The organism is Paraburkholderia sp. TE9906 (assembly GCF_056279605.1).
In genome coordinates this window covers 427,215-440,683 of sequence record NZ_JBWCCT010000001.1, presented here as the reverse complement: position 1 = coordinate 440,683, position 13,469 = coordinate 427,215, and the positions used below count along the sequence as shown (strand labels likewise).

Genomic DNA, 13,469 nt, shown 5'->3' with positions numbered 1-13,469 from the left:
TCCTCAACTCACCTGCTCGACCGGCGTCAACGTCAGTTCGAGCCGCTGCGCACCGCGCAGCACGGTCACGCCGACCGGCTTGTCGATCCGCGAAGCGTCGAGCGTGCGTTGCAGGCCATCCACATCCTGCACGCTCAGCCCATCGATCGCGACGATCGTATCGTCGGTGCGCAGACCGCCGAGCGCGGCCGGGCTGCCTTTGACGATCTCCATCACGTGCACGCCGCTCTCCGAATTCAAGCCGAAATACCGCTGCACGCGCCGCGACAGCGGCGTCGTGGTGCCCGCCACCCCGACATACGCGCGCCGCACGCGGCCGTGCGCGAAGATCTGCATGATCACCCACTTGGCCGTATCGATAGCGGTCGCGAAGCAGATCGCCTGCGCGCCGGGGATGATCGCGGTATTCACGCCGATCACCTGGCCCGTCGAATTGATCAGCGGACCGCCTGAGTTACCGGGATTGAGCGCGGCGTCGGTCTGGATCACGTCGTAGATCATGCGGCCGGAGTTCGAGCGCAGCGAGCGGCCGAGCGCCGACACCACGCCGGTCGTCACCGTTTGCGCGAGGCCGAGCGGATTGCCGACGGCGATCGCTATCTGCCCGACGCGCAGCTTCGACGATTCACCGAGTTCGACGTGCGGCAGCGGCTCCGGCGAGCCGATCCGCAGCACGGCCAGATCGCTGCCGGGGTCGTCGCCGACCAGATCGGCGTCGAACTTCGCACCGTCGGCGAGCGTCACCCGAATATGTGTGGCGCCGTGGACGACGTGGCTGTTGGTGAGCAGATAGCCGTCGGGCGTGAACAGAAAACCCGAGCCGGTGCCGCCGCGCGCGCCTCGGCCGCGCCCGGACGGCTCGCCGGGCAGCCGGCGTTCGACGGAGATGAAGGCGACCGCCTGCTGGACGCGTTCCAGGGCAGCGATCACGGTGCGGGAATAGGCGTCGAGCAGGGCGTCGTCGGATAAGGGGTTGAGCGAGTGGGGCCCGGGGGCGTCGGATGCGGCGCGCGACAGGTCATCGATGAAGCGTGGACGGCTTCCCATGGCGATGCTCCGGATAAACGGAATCGCACATGCAGGGCGCGATTGGGGTTTTCAAGGGCGCGCGCGGGGGCGGGGTGGTCGGCCCGCTGTGAGACACTTCCCTCGTGCGTGGGTGGGGTGAGCGATGCGGCGGACGACGCGCGTGGCGAGCCGACGTGATCAACGTGGCGGCTGCCGTCGATGCTGCCGGCGCCACCGCCCACCGGCGCCGCGTCATCAGCCGCCGCCCGCGTTCCGACTACGCCGAGAAGGAGACACGTATGCCCGCATCCACACCCTCATCCTCGTCCGACGCGCCGACAGAACCGCGCATCGAATCGCTCAGCGCCATCACGCTCGCCACCGGCGATATGCCGCGTGCCGTAGCGTTCTATGAAGCGCTCGGTTTCCCGATGAAATACGGCGGTCCGCAGGAGGCGTTTACATCTTTCGCGTTCGGCGGCGCGTACCTGAACCTGATCGTCGATACGCGCGCGCCGGTCAACTGGTGGGGACGCGTGATCTTCTACGTCTCCGACGTCGATGCGCTTTACCGCAAGGCACTGGCCGCAGGCCTGAGGCCGTCGCTCGAACCATCCGACGCGCCGTGGGGCGAGCGCTATTTCCATCTCACCGATCCGGACGGCCACGAGCTCAGCTTCGCGCGGCCCCTGCGTTAGCGCCGGGTGCGCGCGCGAAACTCGCTATCATCGTCACTATCCATGACGCGTGCCGATCGCACGCGTGCAGCGCACGCGCCCGCCGCCGCGCAGCCGTCCGGATGGCCGCAGCGGTAACACGGCTGACACCTGGCGCTTCGATAATCGAACGCGTCCGCGTCGCGAGTGCCGCCGCGCGCCTAACCATTTCTGTTGCCAGGAGAGCCGCAATGAAAGAGCAGGACCCGAGACCTGAAGCCGAATGGCTGGCAGAGCGGCAACGCCGTTTCGAGGAAGATCTCATCGATGCGTACGACGAGGAACTCGAGATGGAGGTCGACGACCGCATCATCGACGGGGCGGACGGCTTCACGCCCGAGCATCGCGAAGCGCGCAAGATGTACTTCCGCGAGCTGTTCCGCCTGCAGGGCGAACTGGTCAAACTGCAGGACTGGATCGTGCAAACCGGTCATCGGCTCGTGGTCATTTTCGAAGGACGCGACGCGGCGGGCAAGGGCGGCGCGATCAAGCGCATCACGCAGCGGCTCAATCCGCGTGTGTGCCGCGTGGCGGCGCTGCCCGCGCCGAACAATCGCGAGCGCACGCAGTGGTACTTCCAGCGCTACGTGTCGCATCTGCCGGCGGGCGGCGAAATGGTGCTGTTCGACCGTAGCTGGTACAACCGCGCGGGCGTCGAACGCGTGATGAATTTTTGCAGCGACGAAGAGTACGAAGAGTTTTTCCGCTCGGTGCCGGAATTCGAAAAGATGCTGGCGCGCAGCGGCGTGCAGATTCTCAAGTACTGGTTTTCGATTACCGACGAAGAGCAGGAAATCCGCTTTCAGAACCGCATTCACGATCCGCTGAAGCAGTGGAAGCTGAGCCCGATGGATCTGGAGAGCCGGCGCCGCTGGGAAGCCTATACGCAGGCGAAAGAGGTGATGCTGCAGCGCTCGCATATTCCCGAGGCGCCGTGGTGGGTCGTGCAGGCCGTCGACAAGAAGCGTGCGCGGCTGAACTGTATTCAACATCTGTTGAGCCAGGTGCCGTATCACGAGATCGAGCATCCGGGCATCGAATTGCCGGCGCGCGTTTATCACGACGAGTACAGCCGTCAGCCCGTGCCCGAATCGATGATCGTGCCCGAGGTGTATTGAGCGGACCCTCTCCGGTTCAATGAAAAAAGCGCGGCTGGGCCGCGCTTTTTTCGTTCCGGGCGGCCAGCCGCGAGACTGGCCACCCGGCTCGGCGAATCTAGAACACCGCCCGGAACACCCAGTACAAGCCCGCCGCCAGGGCGATCGACACCGGCAGCGTCAGCACCCACGCGAGGATCAGGCTGCGCACGGTGGCCCATTGCAGGCCTGAGCCGTTAGCGGCCATCGTGCCCGCCACGCCTGAGGACAGCACGTGCGTCGTGGAGACCGGCATGCCGTACATGTCGGCGGCGCCGATCGTGACCATCGCGACCAGTTCGGCCGAGGCGCCCTGTCCATACGTCAGATGCTGCTTGCCGATCTTTTCGCCGACCGTGACGACGATGCGTTTCCAGCCGACCATCGTGCCCAGCCCCAGCGCGATGGCCACCGCGACCTTGACCCACGTCGGGATGAACTTGGTCGCGTGATCGGTTTGTGTCTTGAAGTTGCCGATGATTTTGGCGTGCTCCGGCGCGAAAGCCGGCTGTTGCGCTTTCAGCATCAGACGGATCGCTTCGGACGCGACATACATGTTGTTGCGCACGTTATCGACGCTGCCTTGCGGCACGGCGGCCATCGAACCCGACGCGCCGACCTGGGAGCCGATCTGTTCGGTCAATTGCTGCAACGCCGGCAGCGTGGCGGGCGTCAGCTGGCGCGTGCGCACGAACGCTTCGACATCGGCGCGCGGATTCGTGGAAGGCGCGGCGCCCTGCGTGTAGTGGGCGAGGGTCGCCGCAGTTTGCTGCGCGACCGCGACGAAGGTTTGCGTTTCGGCGGGCGTGACCGCCTTGTTCAGCGCATAAGCGGTCGGCACCGTGCCGATCAGGATCAGCATGATGAGGCCCATGCCTTTCTGGCCGTCGTTCGAGCCGTGCGCGAACGACACGCCCGTACAGGTCAGAATCAGCAGGCAGCGAATCCAGAACGGCGGCGGTTCCTTGCCTTTCGGTTCGGCATAGAGCGCGGGCACGCGCACCACGGCTTTCAGGATCAGCAGCAGCAAACCGGCCGCAAGAAAGCCCACCAGCGGCGAAAACAGCAAGGACTTGCCGACGCCGAGCGCCTGAGTCCAGTCGACCCCGCTCGTCCCGTCGGTGCCGTGCATCAGCTGGTTCATCAACCCTACGCCGATGATCGAGCCGATCAGCGTATGCGAGCTCGACGACGGCAGTCCGAAGTACCAGGTGCCGAGATTCCAGATGATCGCGGCGATCAGCAGCGCGAACACCATCGCGAAACCGGCGCTGCTGCCCACCTGCAGAATCAGTTCGACCGGCAGCAACTGCAGGATGCCGAAGGCGACCGCGCCGCTCGACGTCAGCACGCCGAGGAAATTCCACGCGCCGGACCACACGACCGCGAGATTCGGCGTCAGCGAGTGCGTGTAGATGACGGTGGCGACCGCGTTGGCGGTGTCATGGAAGCCGTTGACGAATTCGAAGCCGAGCGCGATCAGCAGCGCGACGCCGAGCAGCAGGTAGGGAAGAAACGAGCTTTCGCGGACCGGCTGCAAATCGTCCAGTAAATGTATGGCGCAGTAGACGGCGCCGACCGCGATGACGGCGAGGAAGATGAACAGGCTGAGATTGCGCCCTTTACCGCTTGCAGCGGCTGGCTGCGGATACGAAAGTTCCGGCATGACGTAAGCCCTGAAGTTTGTCGCGGAACTTCCGATGCTGCGGGGGCGGTGTGTCGCAATGATGACAGGGGCGTGAGCGCGCGGCGCGAGACGTCAGCGCGGGGAATGGCGCGGGTTCTGGCGGCGCGCCGTATCGGTTGAACGCTTGCCGGATGGCGGATAACAGTGGTTGGATAGCCGAAAAGCGCTACCGGATTTCAGCTTTTGCGAAGCAGCGGCCAGGAGCGGTTATCAAGCGAGCGCACAACGCGGCTACGAAGCCGCGATCACTTCCCCGCTCTCACTGCCCCCCAGCGTGCGTTTGTACGCTTGCGCGACCATCGCGGCCGGCACGCCTTGCGACGGATCGCGGCCCATCGACTCCAGCGTTTCGGCGACCCATCCCGGGCTCACCGCATTGACGCGAGCCTTGCCGCGCAATTCGAGTGCCGCGGCACGCACGAAGGCTTCCACACCCGCATTGACGACGCTTACCGCCGCGCTGCCTTCCATCGGCTGTTGCGCGAGCACCCCGCTCGTCAGCGTGAAGCAGCCCCCTTGCGACACGTGGGCCGCGCCACAACGCACCAGGTTGATCTGCCCCATCAGTTTGTTGGCAAGACTAAACGAGAAGTCGTCGTCGGAGAGCGACGCGAACGGCGCGAATTTCGCCGAGCCCGCCGTGCAGATCACGGCGTCGAGCGTGCCGGCCTGGCGGTACATCGACTCGATCGTTGCCTTGTCCGACAGATCCACATGCAGATCGGAACCCTTGCGGCTGGCGGTGACGATGTCGTGCTCGGGCGAAAGCAGCTTCACGACTTCGCCGCCGAGCAGACCCGTTGCACCGACGATAAGTACTCGCATACATCCTCCTGACGGGGAAACGCGTCCGCTCACTGTAAGGCAGGGATGACGGACCCGCATATTCAGCATAGTGGCTCAGGTCCCGGCACGCCATCGATTGCGAAAAAGGTCTCTGCGGCGAGCGGCAACGCGTCACGCGGCTTTCCCGCCGCAGGCTTTGCAGAGAAAATTCCGGATGCCGCCAGGGAACTATTTTTGCTACGCTGACAGTGGCGTCCCCAGTAAAGCCGATTCAAGGAGCATCGATGAAGCGAGACAGCGGGAAGATGGACAAACGATCCGCCACCGGCGATCCGCCCGGCAATCCAGCCAGCACGGCACCCTCGGCGCAAGCGGCCTTCGCCTCGTATGCGGCCCCGCTCGTCGCTGATGCGCTCGAATTCGCGAGCGCGGTGCGCGAAGACGCGTCGCCCGAAGCGCTGCACAAACTGCGCGTCTCGCTGCGGCGCTTGCGCTCGTTGTGGTGGGCCTTCGCGCCTTTGCTCGGGAAGGACGAGAACATCCACCAGCGGGCGCTGTTCAAATATCTCGCGACGGCGGCCGGCAAGACGCGCGACTGGGACATCCTGATCGAATTGCTGGCGCAGGAGGACAGTGGCGCACACGGCCTCATGCCCAGCCTCCAGGAAGCGCGCGGCAGCGCATTGGCGGTCAGCCGCGAAACGCTGTCGAACGCCGACGTCAAACATCTGCTGCGCGAAGCGCTGGCCGGTGCGTCCAGAGAATTGAACACCGCGCACGAGCGCATGCCGTTGCGCAAATTCGTCACTCGGCGCGTGGACGCGGCGAAGCGCTCGTTGAAGAAGCGCATGAAACGCGCGAACCGTGCGAGGCGCTCCGATTACACCGCGTACCACGACGTGAGGAAGGCGGGCAAGAAGCTGCGCTATCTGCTCGATTTTTTCGAACCGGTTCTGAAGGGCAGCTGTAAAAGCACCGCCAGGCGTGTGAAGCGGATTCAGAAACGCTTCGGTGCGCTGAACGATGTCGTCGCAAGCGAGGGGCTGCTGCGAGAGTATGCCGCGTCGCTCGGCGGGTCCGGCGATACTGAAGCGGTGCTGAATTGGCTCGGACAGGAGCGCAAACGCCGCATGCGCGCGGCGGCGGCCTTGCTGCGCAAACGATGAAGGACTGAAGAGCGGGGCGACGTCGGCACGTGCCTTGCAACTTGAATAAACGATATGGGCAGTGCACCCGCACCCGCCAGGCCGTGCGGATCACTTGTCAAGGAGGCGCTGCGTACGTGGCACGTCAAACGCTTTCGCTGCGTGGTCGGCTGCGCAAGAGACTGCGCGCGGCCGGAGCCGGCGTGATGCGGTATGTGGGCAACCATCCGCTGGTCGTCGGGATGACCGGCACGCTGGTCGCGGTGGCGATGGCGGGCTTGACGCTGCTCACGCTCGGCATGGGCCGCGCCGATGCGCTCGACCATGCGCGGCAAACGTCGCAGAACCTCGTTTCGATCATTTCCAGCGACCTCGAACGCAATGTCGAAATCGACGATTTGTCGCTGCAGTCGATGGTGGACGGCGCTCGCGACGAGGCCGCGCTGGCGCTTCCCCCGGAGGTGCGCCGCGAGGTGCTGTTCGACCGCGCGACCACCGCGGCCTATCTCGGCGGCGCCTATCTGGTCGGCCGCAACGGCGAGATACTCGCGTCACAGAAAGACGAGGTCAATGCCACCGTCCGCCTCGCCGATCGCGACTATTTCCAGGCGCATCAGCGCAACCCGAGCGTCGGCCTGTATTTCTCGCACCCGTTCCATTCGCGGCTGCGCGACGGGAAACTGTCGATCGGTCTCACGCGGCGCATCGACGGCGCCGACGGCGCATTCGCCGGCGTCGCGCTGCTGGCTATTCGCATCGAGTATTTCCAGCATCTGCTGGACCGCATCGATACCGGCAAACAGGGCTCGGTGTTCGTCGTGATGGACGACGGCACCTTGCTCGCGCGCAAGCCGTTTTCCGCGCGTGATATCGGCTCGAGCATAGCGAAGTGGCCGACGTTCGAACGGATGTCCGCGCACGATGCCGGCACGTACGAGGCGGTGTCGGCGATGGACGGTGTGCGCCGCATGTACACCTACGCTCGCGTGCCGGGTACGCCGCTGATCGCGGCGGTGGCACCCGCCGTCGATGAAATGCTCGAACTGTGGTGGCATCGCAGCCGTATCGCCGGCGCGCTGACGCTGGCATTCGGCGCGGTCTTCGTGATGGTCTCGTGGCTGCTGGCGTTCGCGTTGCGCGACAAGCTGCGTGCGCAGGCCGCGCTGATGCGCCTCGCGGCGACCGATCCGCTGACCGGCCTCGGCAATCGCCGCGTGCTCGACAACCGGCTCGACGAAGAGTGGCGGCGCGCGCGGCGCAGCGGGCAGCCGTTGTCGGTGCTGTTCATCGACATCGATCACTTCAAGCACTTCAATGACGCGTACGGTCACGCAAGTGGCGACGAAGCGTTGACCACGGTGGCCGAGTGCATCTCGGCGGCGGTGCGGCGTTCGGTCGACGTGGTGGCGCGCTACGGCGGCGAGGAGTTCGCGGTGGTGTTGCCGCAGACGTCGGCCGAGGGCGCGCTGAGTGTCGCCGAGAAAATCCGCCGCAAGGTGCAGGGCCTGCATGTGGTGCAAAGCCACGGCGAAGGGGTGACGGTGACCGTGAGCGTCGGCTGCGCGACCTGCGTGCCGACGGCGGGCGAGAGCGCACTCGATCTGCTGGCCGCCGCCGACCGGCAGCTTTACGCGGCCAAAGCGGGCGGGCGCAACCGCGTCAGTTCGGCACAGGGGATGGCGCCTTCGATGGCGCAGGACTCGTCGGCGTGAGGTTGGCCTGGCCTGGCATTCGTGGCGGGAGGCGGGAGGCGGGAGGCCGCGCCTACCGTTGCATGACCTTCACGTCCCCGCAGTGCTGCGCGGCGCAAACCCGCGCAGCGTGATCGCACCACGTGCGTCCCCGCGCGGCGGCGCTCGTTTGCCGATACCCGGTTCGTCAGCCGGCGTGAGCGGCTCGACGGGAAAGCCGCGCCGCTCCCACGCATCGAGCCCGCCGCGCAGCGCGCGAATCCGCGTATAGCCGTTGCTGCGCATATGCTGCGTGACCTCGACGGCGGTCGCGCTATCCGGGCAGATGCAGTAAATCACCATGTCATGCGCGCGCAGTGCGCCGTCGATCTGCTCGGGGGAGTGGGGGTCGAGCGCCAGCGCGCCGGGGATGCGGCGCGGCTCGAACGCGGGGGTGTCCGGGCGCGCGTCGAGCACGCGCGACGGCGCGATGCGACGCCACCCTCCGGCGGCGTGGTGTGCCGATGCGGCGTCTGCGAGCCGGCGCCGTTCGCGGCGTCGCTGATACAGACGGTAGAGCAGAAAAATCAGCGCCGCGCCCACGAGGATGTCGGCGATCGTCCCGCCGCGTGATTCGACGAAGTCGTGCAGCATGTGCAGTTCCCGCTGCGCGGCGGCGCCGCCGAGCAGCCAGAAAGTCGCCCAGGCGAGCGCGCTGGCCAGATCCCAGACCGCGTAAATGCGAATGTCGACGGCGGTCGTGCCCATCAGCGGCGGCGTGATGAAGCCGAGCCCGGGGACGAACTTCGAGATCGACACGAGCGGGACGCCGAAGCGCTCGAACAGCGAGCGCGCGGTCTCGACTCTGAAATCGACCGCAGGCGACAGACGCCCAAGCAGGGCGAGCAGCTTGCGGCCATAGAGCCGGCCGGCGGTGAACCAGGCACCGTCGCCGAGCACTGCGCCCAGCACCGCCGCGCCGAGAATCGGCCAGAAGGACAGGGTACCGGCAGCGATTGCCGAACCCGCGAACAGCAGCACGGGAACCGCCGGAATCGGCACGCCGAGGCGCGTCAGCAGGACATTGAGGAATACGACTGCGCCGCCCCAGGTTGAAACCGCCGAAGACGGAAATGCTACCAATTGAGGCGCTCCTGTTAGTGCGGTTGGCCGGCGTGCTGCGAGGACTGCGTAGCGTAGATGCAAAGTACGTTCCCGAAGCGTCCCCTGATGAGGATACCCGATGGATCGCGCGGCGGGATGCCGTTGGCGGCGGCCCGGCAATTCCGCCCAGCCAGGCTCTGTGCAGGCCGGCGCGCGGGGAGAGCGAGCTTGCCGCCATCGTTCGAACGCGATGCTGCGGGCGCATGCCGGCCCGTTAGCCCAGGGCGGCGCTGCAATTTCGTTCAAGACCGTGGGCGCCAGGCCACCTAATCTGGACTCGTCTCGACCTTCTCAACCGACAGGACAACACTATGAACTCGCGCTACGCGGGATACCTGTTTTGCGCGCTGGCGATGCTCGGCGTCGGCAGCACGGTGGCGGTCAGCAAGGCGATCGCGGCTGGACTGCCGCCGTTCAGCGCAACCGCGCTGCGCTTCGCGATTGCATTTCCGCTGTTCGTGCTGATCATGCGCTGGCGCGGCGTGCGCTGGCCGCGCCTCGACCGGCGCGATACCTTGCTCGTGATCGCGCAGGCCGGCGCGGGCAGCGTCGGCTATACGGTGTTGCTCATCAGCGGGATGAGGCTCGCGTCGGCCGCCGATGCCGGTGTGATCGCCGGCACCTTGCCCGCCGTATCGGCGGGCGTCGCGATGCTCGCGCTCGGCGAGCGGCCCGCGCCCGCGCTGCTCGGCGCGATCGTGCTCGCGAGCGCGGGTGTGCTGGTGTGTACCGTGCCTGGCGGCGAGGTCGCCGCGCCGCACACGGGCGGCTCACTGACAGGCAACGCGCTGGTGTTCGCGGCGGTGGTCTGCGAGGCGCTGTTTATCCTGCTCAATCGCAAGCTGCGCACGCCGGTCGCGCCGCTGCCGCTGTCGGCGCTGATGTGCGGGATCGGCCTCGCGGTGGCGCTGGTGCCGGCCTGCTTCGAAACGCCGTGGCGTGTGCCCGTCGATGCGCCCGCGTTGCGCGGCGTGCTGTATTACGCGCTCGTGCCGACCGTGCTGGGCTTCTTGCTCTGGTATGCGGGCGCCGCGCGCATCAGCGGCGCGGAAGCCGGACTGACGACCGCGCTCGTGCCGGTGAGCGCTGTGGCGTTTGCCGCGCTCGTGCTGCGCGAGCCGGTGCGTGTGGCGCAACTCGTGGGCGTCGCGTGCGTGCTGGGCGCGGTGCTGCTCGCCACGTTCGGCCGCAGGCGCATGCCGCGCGGCACGGCGTGAGCGGCCGCGCGTTCGGCCGTTGCGACTACGCCGCCGCGCTCAGGTATTGGCGATTGCCACCGCGCCCGGATTGCCGACGATCGACAGAAATTCGCGCCGCGTCGACGGGTCCGAGCGAAACGTGCCGAGCATGCGCGAGGTGACCATCGTGACGCCGGCCTTGTGCACGCCGCGCGTCGACATGCACTGATGCGCGGCTTCGAGGATCACGCCGACGCCGGCCGGTTGCAGTACTTCGTTCAACGTATCGGCGATCTGCACTGTCATCTTTTCCTGGATCTGCAGCCGTTTCGCGAACGCGTCGACGAGACGCGCCAGCTTCGAGATGCCGACCACCCGATGCTGCGGCAGATACGCGACGTGCGCGCGCCCGATGATCGGCACCATGTGGTGTTCGCAATAGCTTTCGAAGCGGATGTCCTTCAGCACGATCATTTCGTCGTAGCCGTCCACTTCGGAAAAAGTGCGGGCAAGGATCTCGCGCGGGTCGACCTGGTAGCCCGCGTAGAACTCCTCGTAGGAGCGCACCACGCGCGCCGGGGTGTCGAGCAGGCCTTCGCGTTGCGGATCGTCGCCGGCCCAGCGCAACAGCACGCGCACCGCGGCTTCGGCTTCGTCGCGGCTCGGGCGTTCCACTGCGGATTTGGTTTGGTTTGCCTTGCTGCTGGTCATGCGTTGTTCCTCCGGGATCGCGCGTCGACGCTCACGGGCGCGCGGGGTCAATGAGTGCGGCCATTGTTCCATGTTTTGCGTTCAATCGTGCCGATGTCCCCTTTAGCTGTCGGGGCGCGCCGGCGGCGGCCGCCGTTGGCGCGAAGCAGCCCGAAGCAGGGCTGCTGCGGGCGCGCTTTACTTCGGCCACTCGTCCATCGCGTCGTTGAAGAGTTCGGCGACCACGCCGCGCAGCCAGCTCAAGCGCGGATCGTTATGAAACTTGCGATGCCAGTGCTGGCGCAGATCGAAGCGCGGCAACGGCAGCGGCGGCTCGACCAGCGTGATCGACGCATGCTCGGTCACATACGCGAAGCCGATCGCGTGCGGCACAGTCGCGATCAGATCGCTGCGCGCGAGGATGAACGGCAGGCTCATGAAGTGCGGCGTTTCCAGCACCGCGCGGCGCTTGATGCGCTTCTTCTCCAGGTACTGTTCGAGGACTTCCTGGCTGCGGCCCTCGGCGCGCACGACCGCATGGCCCGACGCCACGTATTGGGCAAGCGTGAGCGGCGCTTTCGAAAGCGGATGACCCGAGCGCATCAGGCAGATGAACCGGTGGGTGAAGAGCCGCTGCTGAAAGAAATTATTGCCCGCCAGGTCCGGGAAATAGCCGACCGCGAGATCGACGTCGCCCGATTCGAGCCCGCGCTCCACCTGCGAGGGCGACAGCGTTACCGAGCGCAGATTCGCGGACGGCGCGCGTTCGGCGAAGAGTTGCAGAAGCCGCGGCAGGAAGACGATTTCGCCGACGTCGGACAGCGCGATCGAAAAGGTATGGGTGCTGGTGGCGGGGTCGAACTCCTGCACGTCGAGCATGCCCTTCTCGATGCGCAGCAGCGCGTCGCGCGCGGCAGGCAGGATCGCGAGCGCGCGCGGCGTGGGCTCCATGCCTTTGGACGTGCGCACGAACAGCGGGTCGTCGAAGTATTCGCGCAGGCGGCCCAGCGCGGTGCTCACGCGCGGCTGGCTGACGCCGAGCTGCTCGGCGGCGCGGCTCACGTTGCGGGCGTCTTCCATTGCGACCAGATAAGGGATCAGGTTCAGATCCAGATGTGTCTCGGACATGCTTTTATTTGGCTGGCGGTGCGGAGGGGGCTGGCGGGTGGCTATCTGCCGTTGGCATAAAGGGTAGTTGAAAAATCGACTTTGCGGATAGTGCGATTTTACTTTTACCTCCGCGCCGAGGGGCGAGCGGCGGCACGCGTCTCGCTCAGGGAACACGTTCGCCGAATACAGCGAACCCGCCCATATCGCGGACAAGAACCTATGATTAAGGGGATTTCCCTGCCTTGACAACCCGCCCGAAGGGCAACCATAATCGCCTGAGCGTTCGCTAAACGAATCCATGTTCATACAACGAACAAATCGGCAGTGAACCAACCGAAGGCGCCAGCCCGCATCCCTATCGGCGAGCCGCCGCCAGCATTGGCCCGGAGACCGTCCCGCAAGCCCTGCCATTCCACGGCGGCCAGCTCGGCGGCACGCAGCGCCCCAAAAGGAAATTCGACATGATCAACAAGATTTTCGAGTCACTTCAATCGGCCGTCGCCGATGTCCACGACGGCGCGACCGTCATGATCGGCGGCTTCGGCACGGCCGGCATGCCGTCGGAGCTGATCGACGCGCTCATCGAGCAGGGCGCGCGCGACCTCACCATCGTCAACAACAATGCGGGCAACGGCGACATCGGCCTCGCGGCGCTGCTCAAGGCGAAGCGCGTGCGCAAGATCATCTGCTCGTTCCCGCGCCAGACCGACTCGTACGTATTCGACGCGCTGTATCGCGCGGGAGAGATCGAACTCGAACTGGTGCCGCAAGGCAACCTCGCGGAACGCATCCGTGCGGCGGGCGCGGGCATCGGCGGTTTCTTCACGCCCACCGCTTACGGCACCAAGCTCGCCGAAGGCAAGGAAACCCGTCTGATCGACGGCCGGCATTACGTGCTGGAGTCGCCGCTGCATGCGGACTTCGCGCTGATCAAGGCGTATAAGGGCGATCGCTGGGGCAACCTGGTTTATCGCAAGACGGCGCGCAACTTCGGCCCGATCATGGCGAGCGCGGCGAAAACCGCGATCGTGCAGGTGTCGCAAGTGGTGCCGCTCGGCGCGCTCGACCCGGAAAACATCGTGACGCCGGGCATTTTCGTGCAACGCGTGATTGAAGTGCCGCAAGCGGCACACGCGCCGATGCCCAATCCTCACGACGCTGCCGCCTGAACCGGAGACC

The 13,469-nt window shown here is 66.1% G+C and carries 12 protein-coding genes; 6 read left to right on the top strand and 6 right to left on the bottom strand.

Annotated features, from left to right (window positions below; genetic code table 11):
* Positions 1 to 3: 3 nt before the first annotated feature.
* Entirely contained in the window at positions 4 to 1,047 is a 1,044-nt protein-coding gene (locus ACZ9H4_RS01970) for a S1C family serine protease (protein ID WP_476118110.1), read from the bottom strand.
* A gap of 260 nt (positions 1,048 to 1,307) precedes the next feature.
* Between ACZ9H4_RS01970 and ACZ9H4_RS01965 the strand changes: the two genes are divergently transcribed.
* A complete protein-coding gene (locus tag ACZ9H4_RS01965) occupies positions 1,308 to 1,706 on the top strand; it encodes a VOC family protein (protein WP_408139324.1) in 399 nt (132 codons plus the stop codon).
* Between the two features lie 209 nt (positions 1,707 to 1,915).
* Positions 1,916 to 2,842, top strand: a complete 927-nt coding sequence (gene ppk2 / locus ACZ9H4_RS01960; RefSeq protein ID WP_408139322.1) for a polyphosphate kinase 2 — start codon at positions 1,916 to 1,918, stop codon at positions 2,840 to 2,842.
* A 97-nt stretch (positions 2,843 to 2,939) separates the two neighbouring features.
* Here ppk2 and ACZ9H4_RS01955 read toward each other — a convergent pair whose 3' ends face one another.
* Both ACZ9H4_RS01955 and ACZ9H4_RS01950 read right to left on the bottom strand, forming a co-directional pair.
* On the bottom strand, positions 2,940 to 4,526 hold the full coding sequence (locus ACZ9H4_RS01955) for an inorganic phosphate transporter (protein WP_476118109.1): 1,587 nt from the start codon (positions 4,524 to 4,526) through the stop codon (positions 2,940 to 2,942).
* 252 nt (positions 4,527 to 4,778) lie between these two features.
* Positions 4,779 to 5,372, bottom strand: coding sequence for a short chain dehydrogenase (locus ACZ9H4_RS01950; RefSeq protein ID WP_408139319.1), 594 nt, complete (start codon positions 5,370 to 5,372; stop codon positions 4,779 to 4,781).
* A gap of 245 nt (positions 5,373 to 5,617) precedes the next feature.
* Here ACZ9H4_RS01950 and ACZ9H4_RS01945 point away from each other — a divergent pair, with 245 nt between their 5' ends.
* Positions 5,618 to 6,499 (top strand): CHAD domain-containing protein, encoded by an 882-nt coding sequence (locus tag ACZ9H4_RS01945; protein WP_408151897.1) that lies wholly within the window; start codon positions 5,618 to 5,620, stop codon positions 6,497 to 6,499.
* Positions 6,500 to 6,615: 116 nt separating this feature from the next.
* A complete protein-coding gene (locus tag ACZ9H4_RS01940; protein ID WP_476118108.1) occupies positions 6,616 to 8,190 on the top strand; it encodes a sensor domain-containing diguanylate cyclase in 1,575 nt (524 codons plus the stop codon).
* A 69-nt stretch (positions 8,191 to 8,259) separates the two neighbouring features.
* Here ACZ9H4_RS01940 and ACZ9H4_RS01935 read toward each other — a convergent pair whose 3' ends face one another.
* On the bottom strand, positions 8,260 to 9,291 hold the full coding sequence (locus ACZ9H4_RS01935) for a VTT domain-containing protein (protein WP_408139313.1): 1,032 nt from the start codon (positions 9,289 to 9,291) through the stop codon (positions 8,260 to 8,262).
* Between the two features lie 332 nt (positions 9,292 to 9,623).
* Here ACZ9H4_RS01935 and ACZ9H4_RS01930 point away from each other — a divergent pair, with 332 nt between their 5' ends.
* Positions 9,624 to 10,529, top strand: a complete 906-nt coding sequence (locus tag ACZ9H4_RS01930; protein ID WP_408151900.1) for a DMT family transporter — start codon at positions 9,624 to 9,626, stop codon at positions 10,527 to 10,529.
* A gap of 39 nt (positions 10,530 to 10,568) precedes the next feature.
* Here the strand turns inward: ACZ9H4_RS01930 and folE are convergent, their stop codons facing one another.
* Entirely contained in the window at positions 10,569 to 11,201 is a 633-nt protein-coding gene (folE, locus tag ACZ9H4_RS01925) for a GTP cyclohydrolase I FolE (protein ID WP_408139309.1), read from the bottom strand.
* 177 nt (positions 11,202 to 11,378) lie between these two features.
* Positions 11,379 to 12,308 carry a LysR family transcriptional regulator gene (locus tag ACZ9H4_RS01920; RefSeq protein ID WP_408323764.1) on the bottom strand — a complete coding sequence of 310 codons (930 nt, stop codon included), beginning with the start codon at positions 12,306 to 12,308 and terminating at the stop codon, positions 11,379 to 11,381.
* A gap of 443 nt (positions 12,309 to 12,751) precedes the next feature.
* Here ACZ9H4_RS01920 and ACZ9H4_RS01915 point away from each other — a divergent pair, with 443 nt between their 5' ends.
* Positions 12,752 to 13,459: a 3-oxoacid CoA-transferase subunit A gene (locus ACZ9H4_RS01915; protein WP_408139307.1), complete on the top strand. Its 708-nt coding sequence runs from the start codon at positions 12,752 to 12,754 to the stop codon at positions 13,457 to 13,459.
* The last annotated feature ends 10 nt before the right edge of the window (positions 13,460 to 13,469 follow it).

What these genes read in the sequence shown, in the direction of transcription:
- ACZ9H4_RS01970 (WP_476118110.1), bottom strand. Translation starts at nt 1,047, where the DNA reads ATGGGAAGCCGTCCACGCTTCATCGATGACCTGTCGCGCGCCGCATCC.
- ACZ9H4_RS01965 (WP_408139324.1), top strand. Translation starts at nt 1,308, where the DNA reads ATGCCCGCATCCACACCCTCATCCTCGTCCGACGCGCCGACAGAACCG.
- ppk2 (WP_408139322.1), top strand. Translation starts at nt 1,916, where the DNA reads ATGAAAGAGCAGGACCCGAGACCTGAAGCCGAATGGCTGGCAGAGCGG.
- ACZ9H4_RS01955 (WP_476118109.1), bottom strand. Translation starts at nt 4,526, where the DNA reads ATGCCGGAACTTTCGTATCCGCAGCCAGCCGCTGCAAGCGGTAAAGGG.
- ACZ9H4_RS01950 (WP_408139319.1), bottom strand. Translation starts at nt 5,372, where the DNA reads ATGCGAGTACTTATCGTCGGTGCAACGGGTCTGCTCGGCGGCGAAGTC.
- ACZ9H4_RS01945 (WP_408151897.1), top strand. Translation starts at nt 5,618, where the DNA reads ATGAAGCGAGACAGCGGGAAGATGGACAAACGATCCGCCACCGGCGAT.
- ACZ9H4_RS01930 (WP_408151900.1), top strand. Translation starts at nt 9,624, where the DNA reads ATGAACTCGCGCTACGCGGGATACCTGTTTTGCGCGCTGGCGATGCTC.
- folE (WP_408139309.1), bottom strand. Translation starts at nt 11,201, where the DNA reads ATGACCAGCAGCAAGGCAAACCAAACCAAATCCGCAGTGGAACGCCCG.
- ACZ9H4_RS01920 (WP_408323764.1), bottom strand. Translation starts at nt 12,308, where the DNA reads ATGTCCGAGACACATCTGGATCTGAACCTGATCCCTTATCTGGTCGCA.
- ACZ9H4_RS01915 (WP_408139307.1), top strand. Translation starts at nt 12,752, where the DNA reads ATGATCAACAAGATTTTCGAGTCACTTCAATCGGCCGTCGCCGATGTC.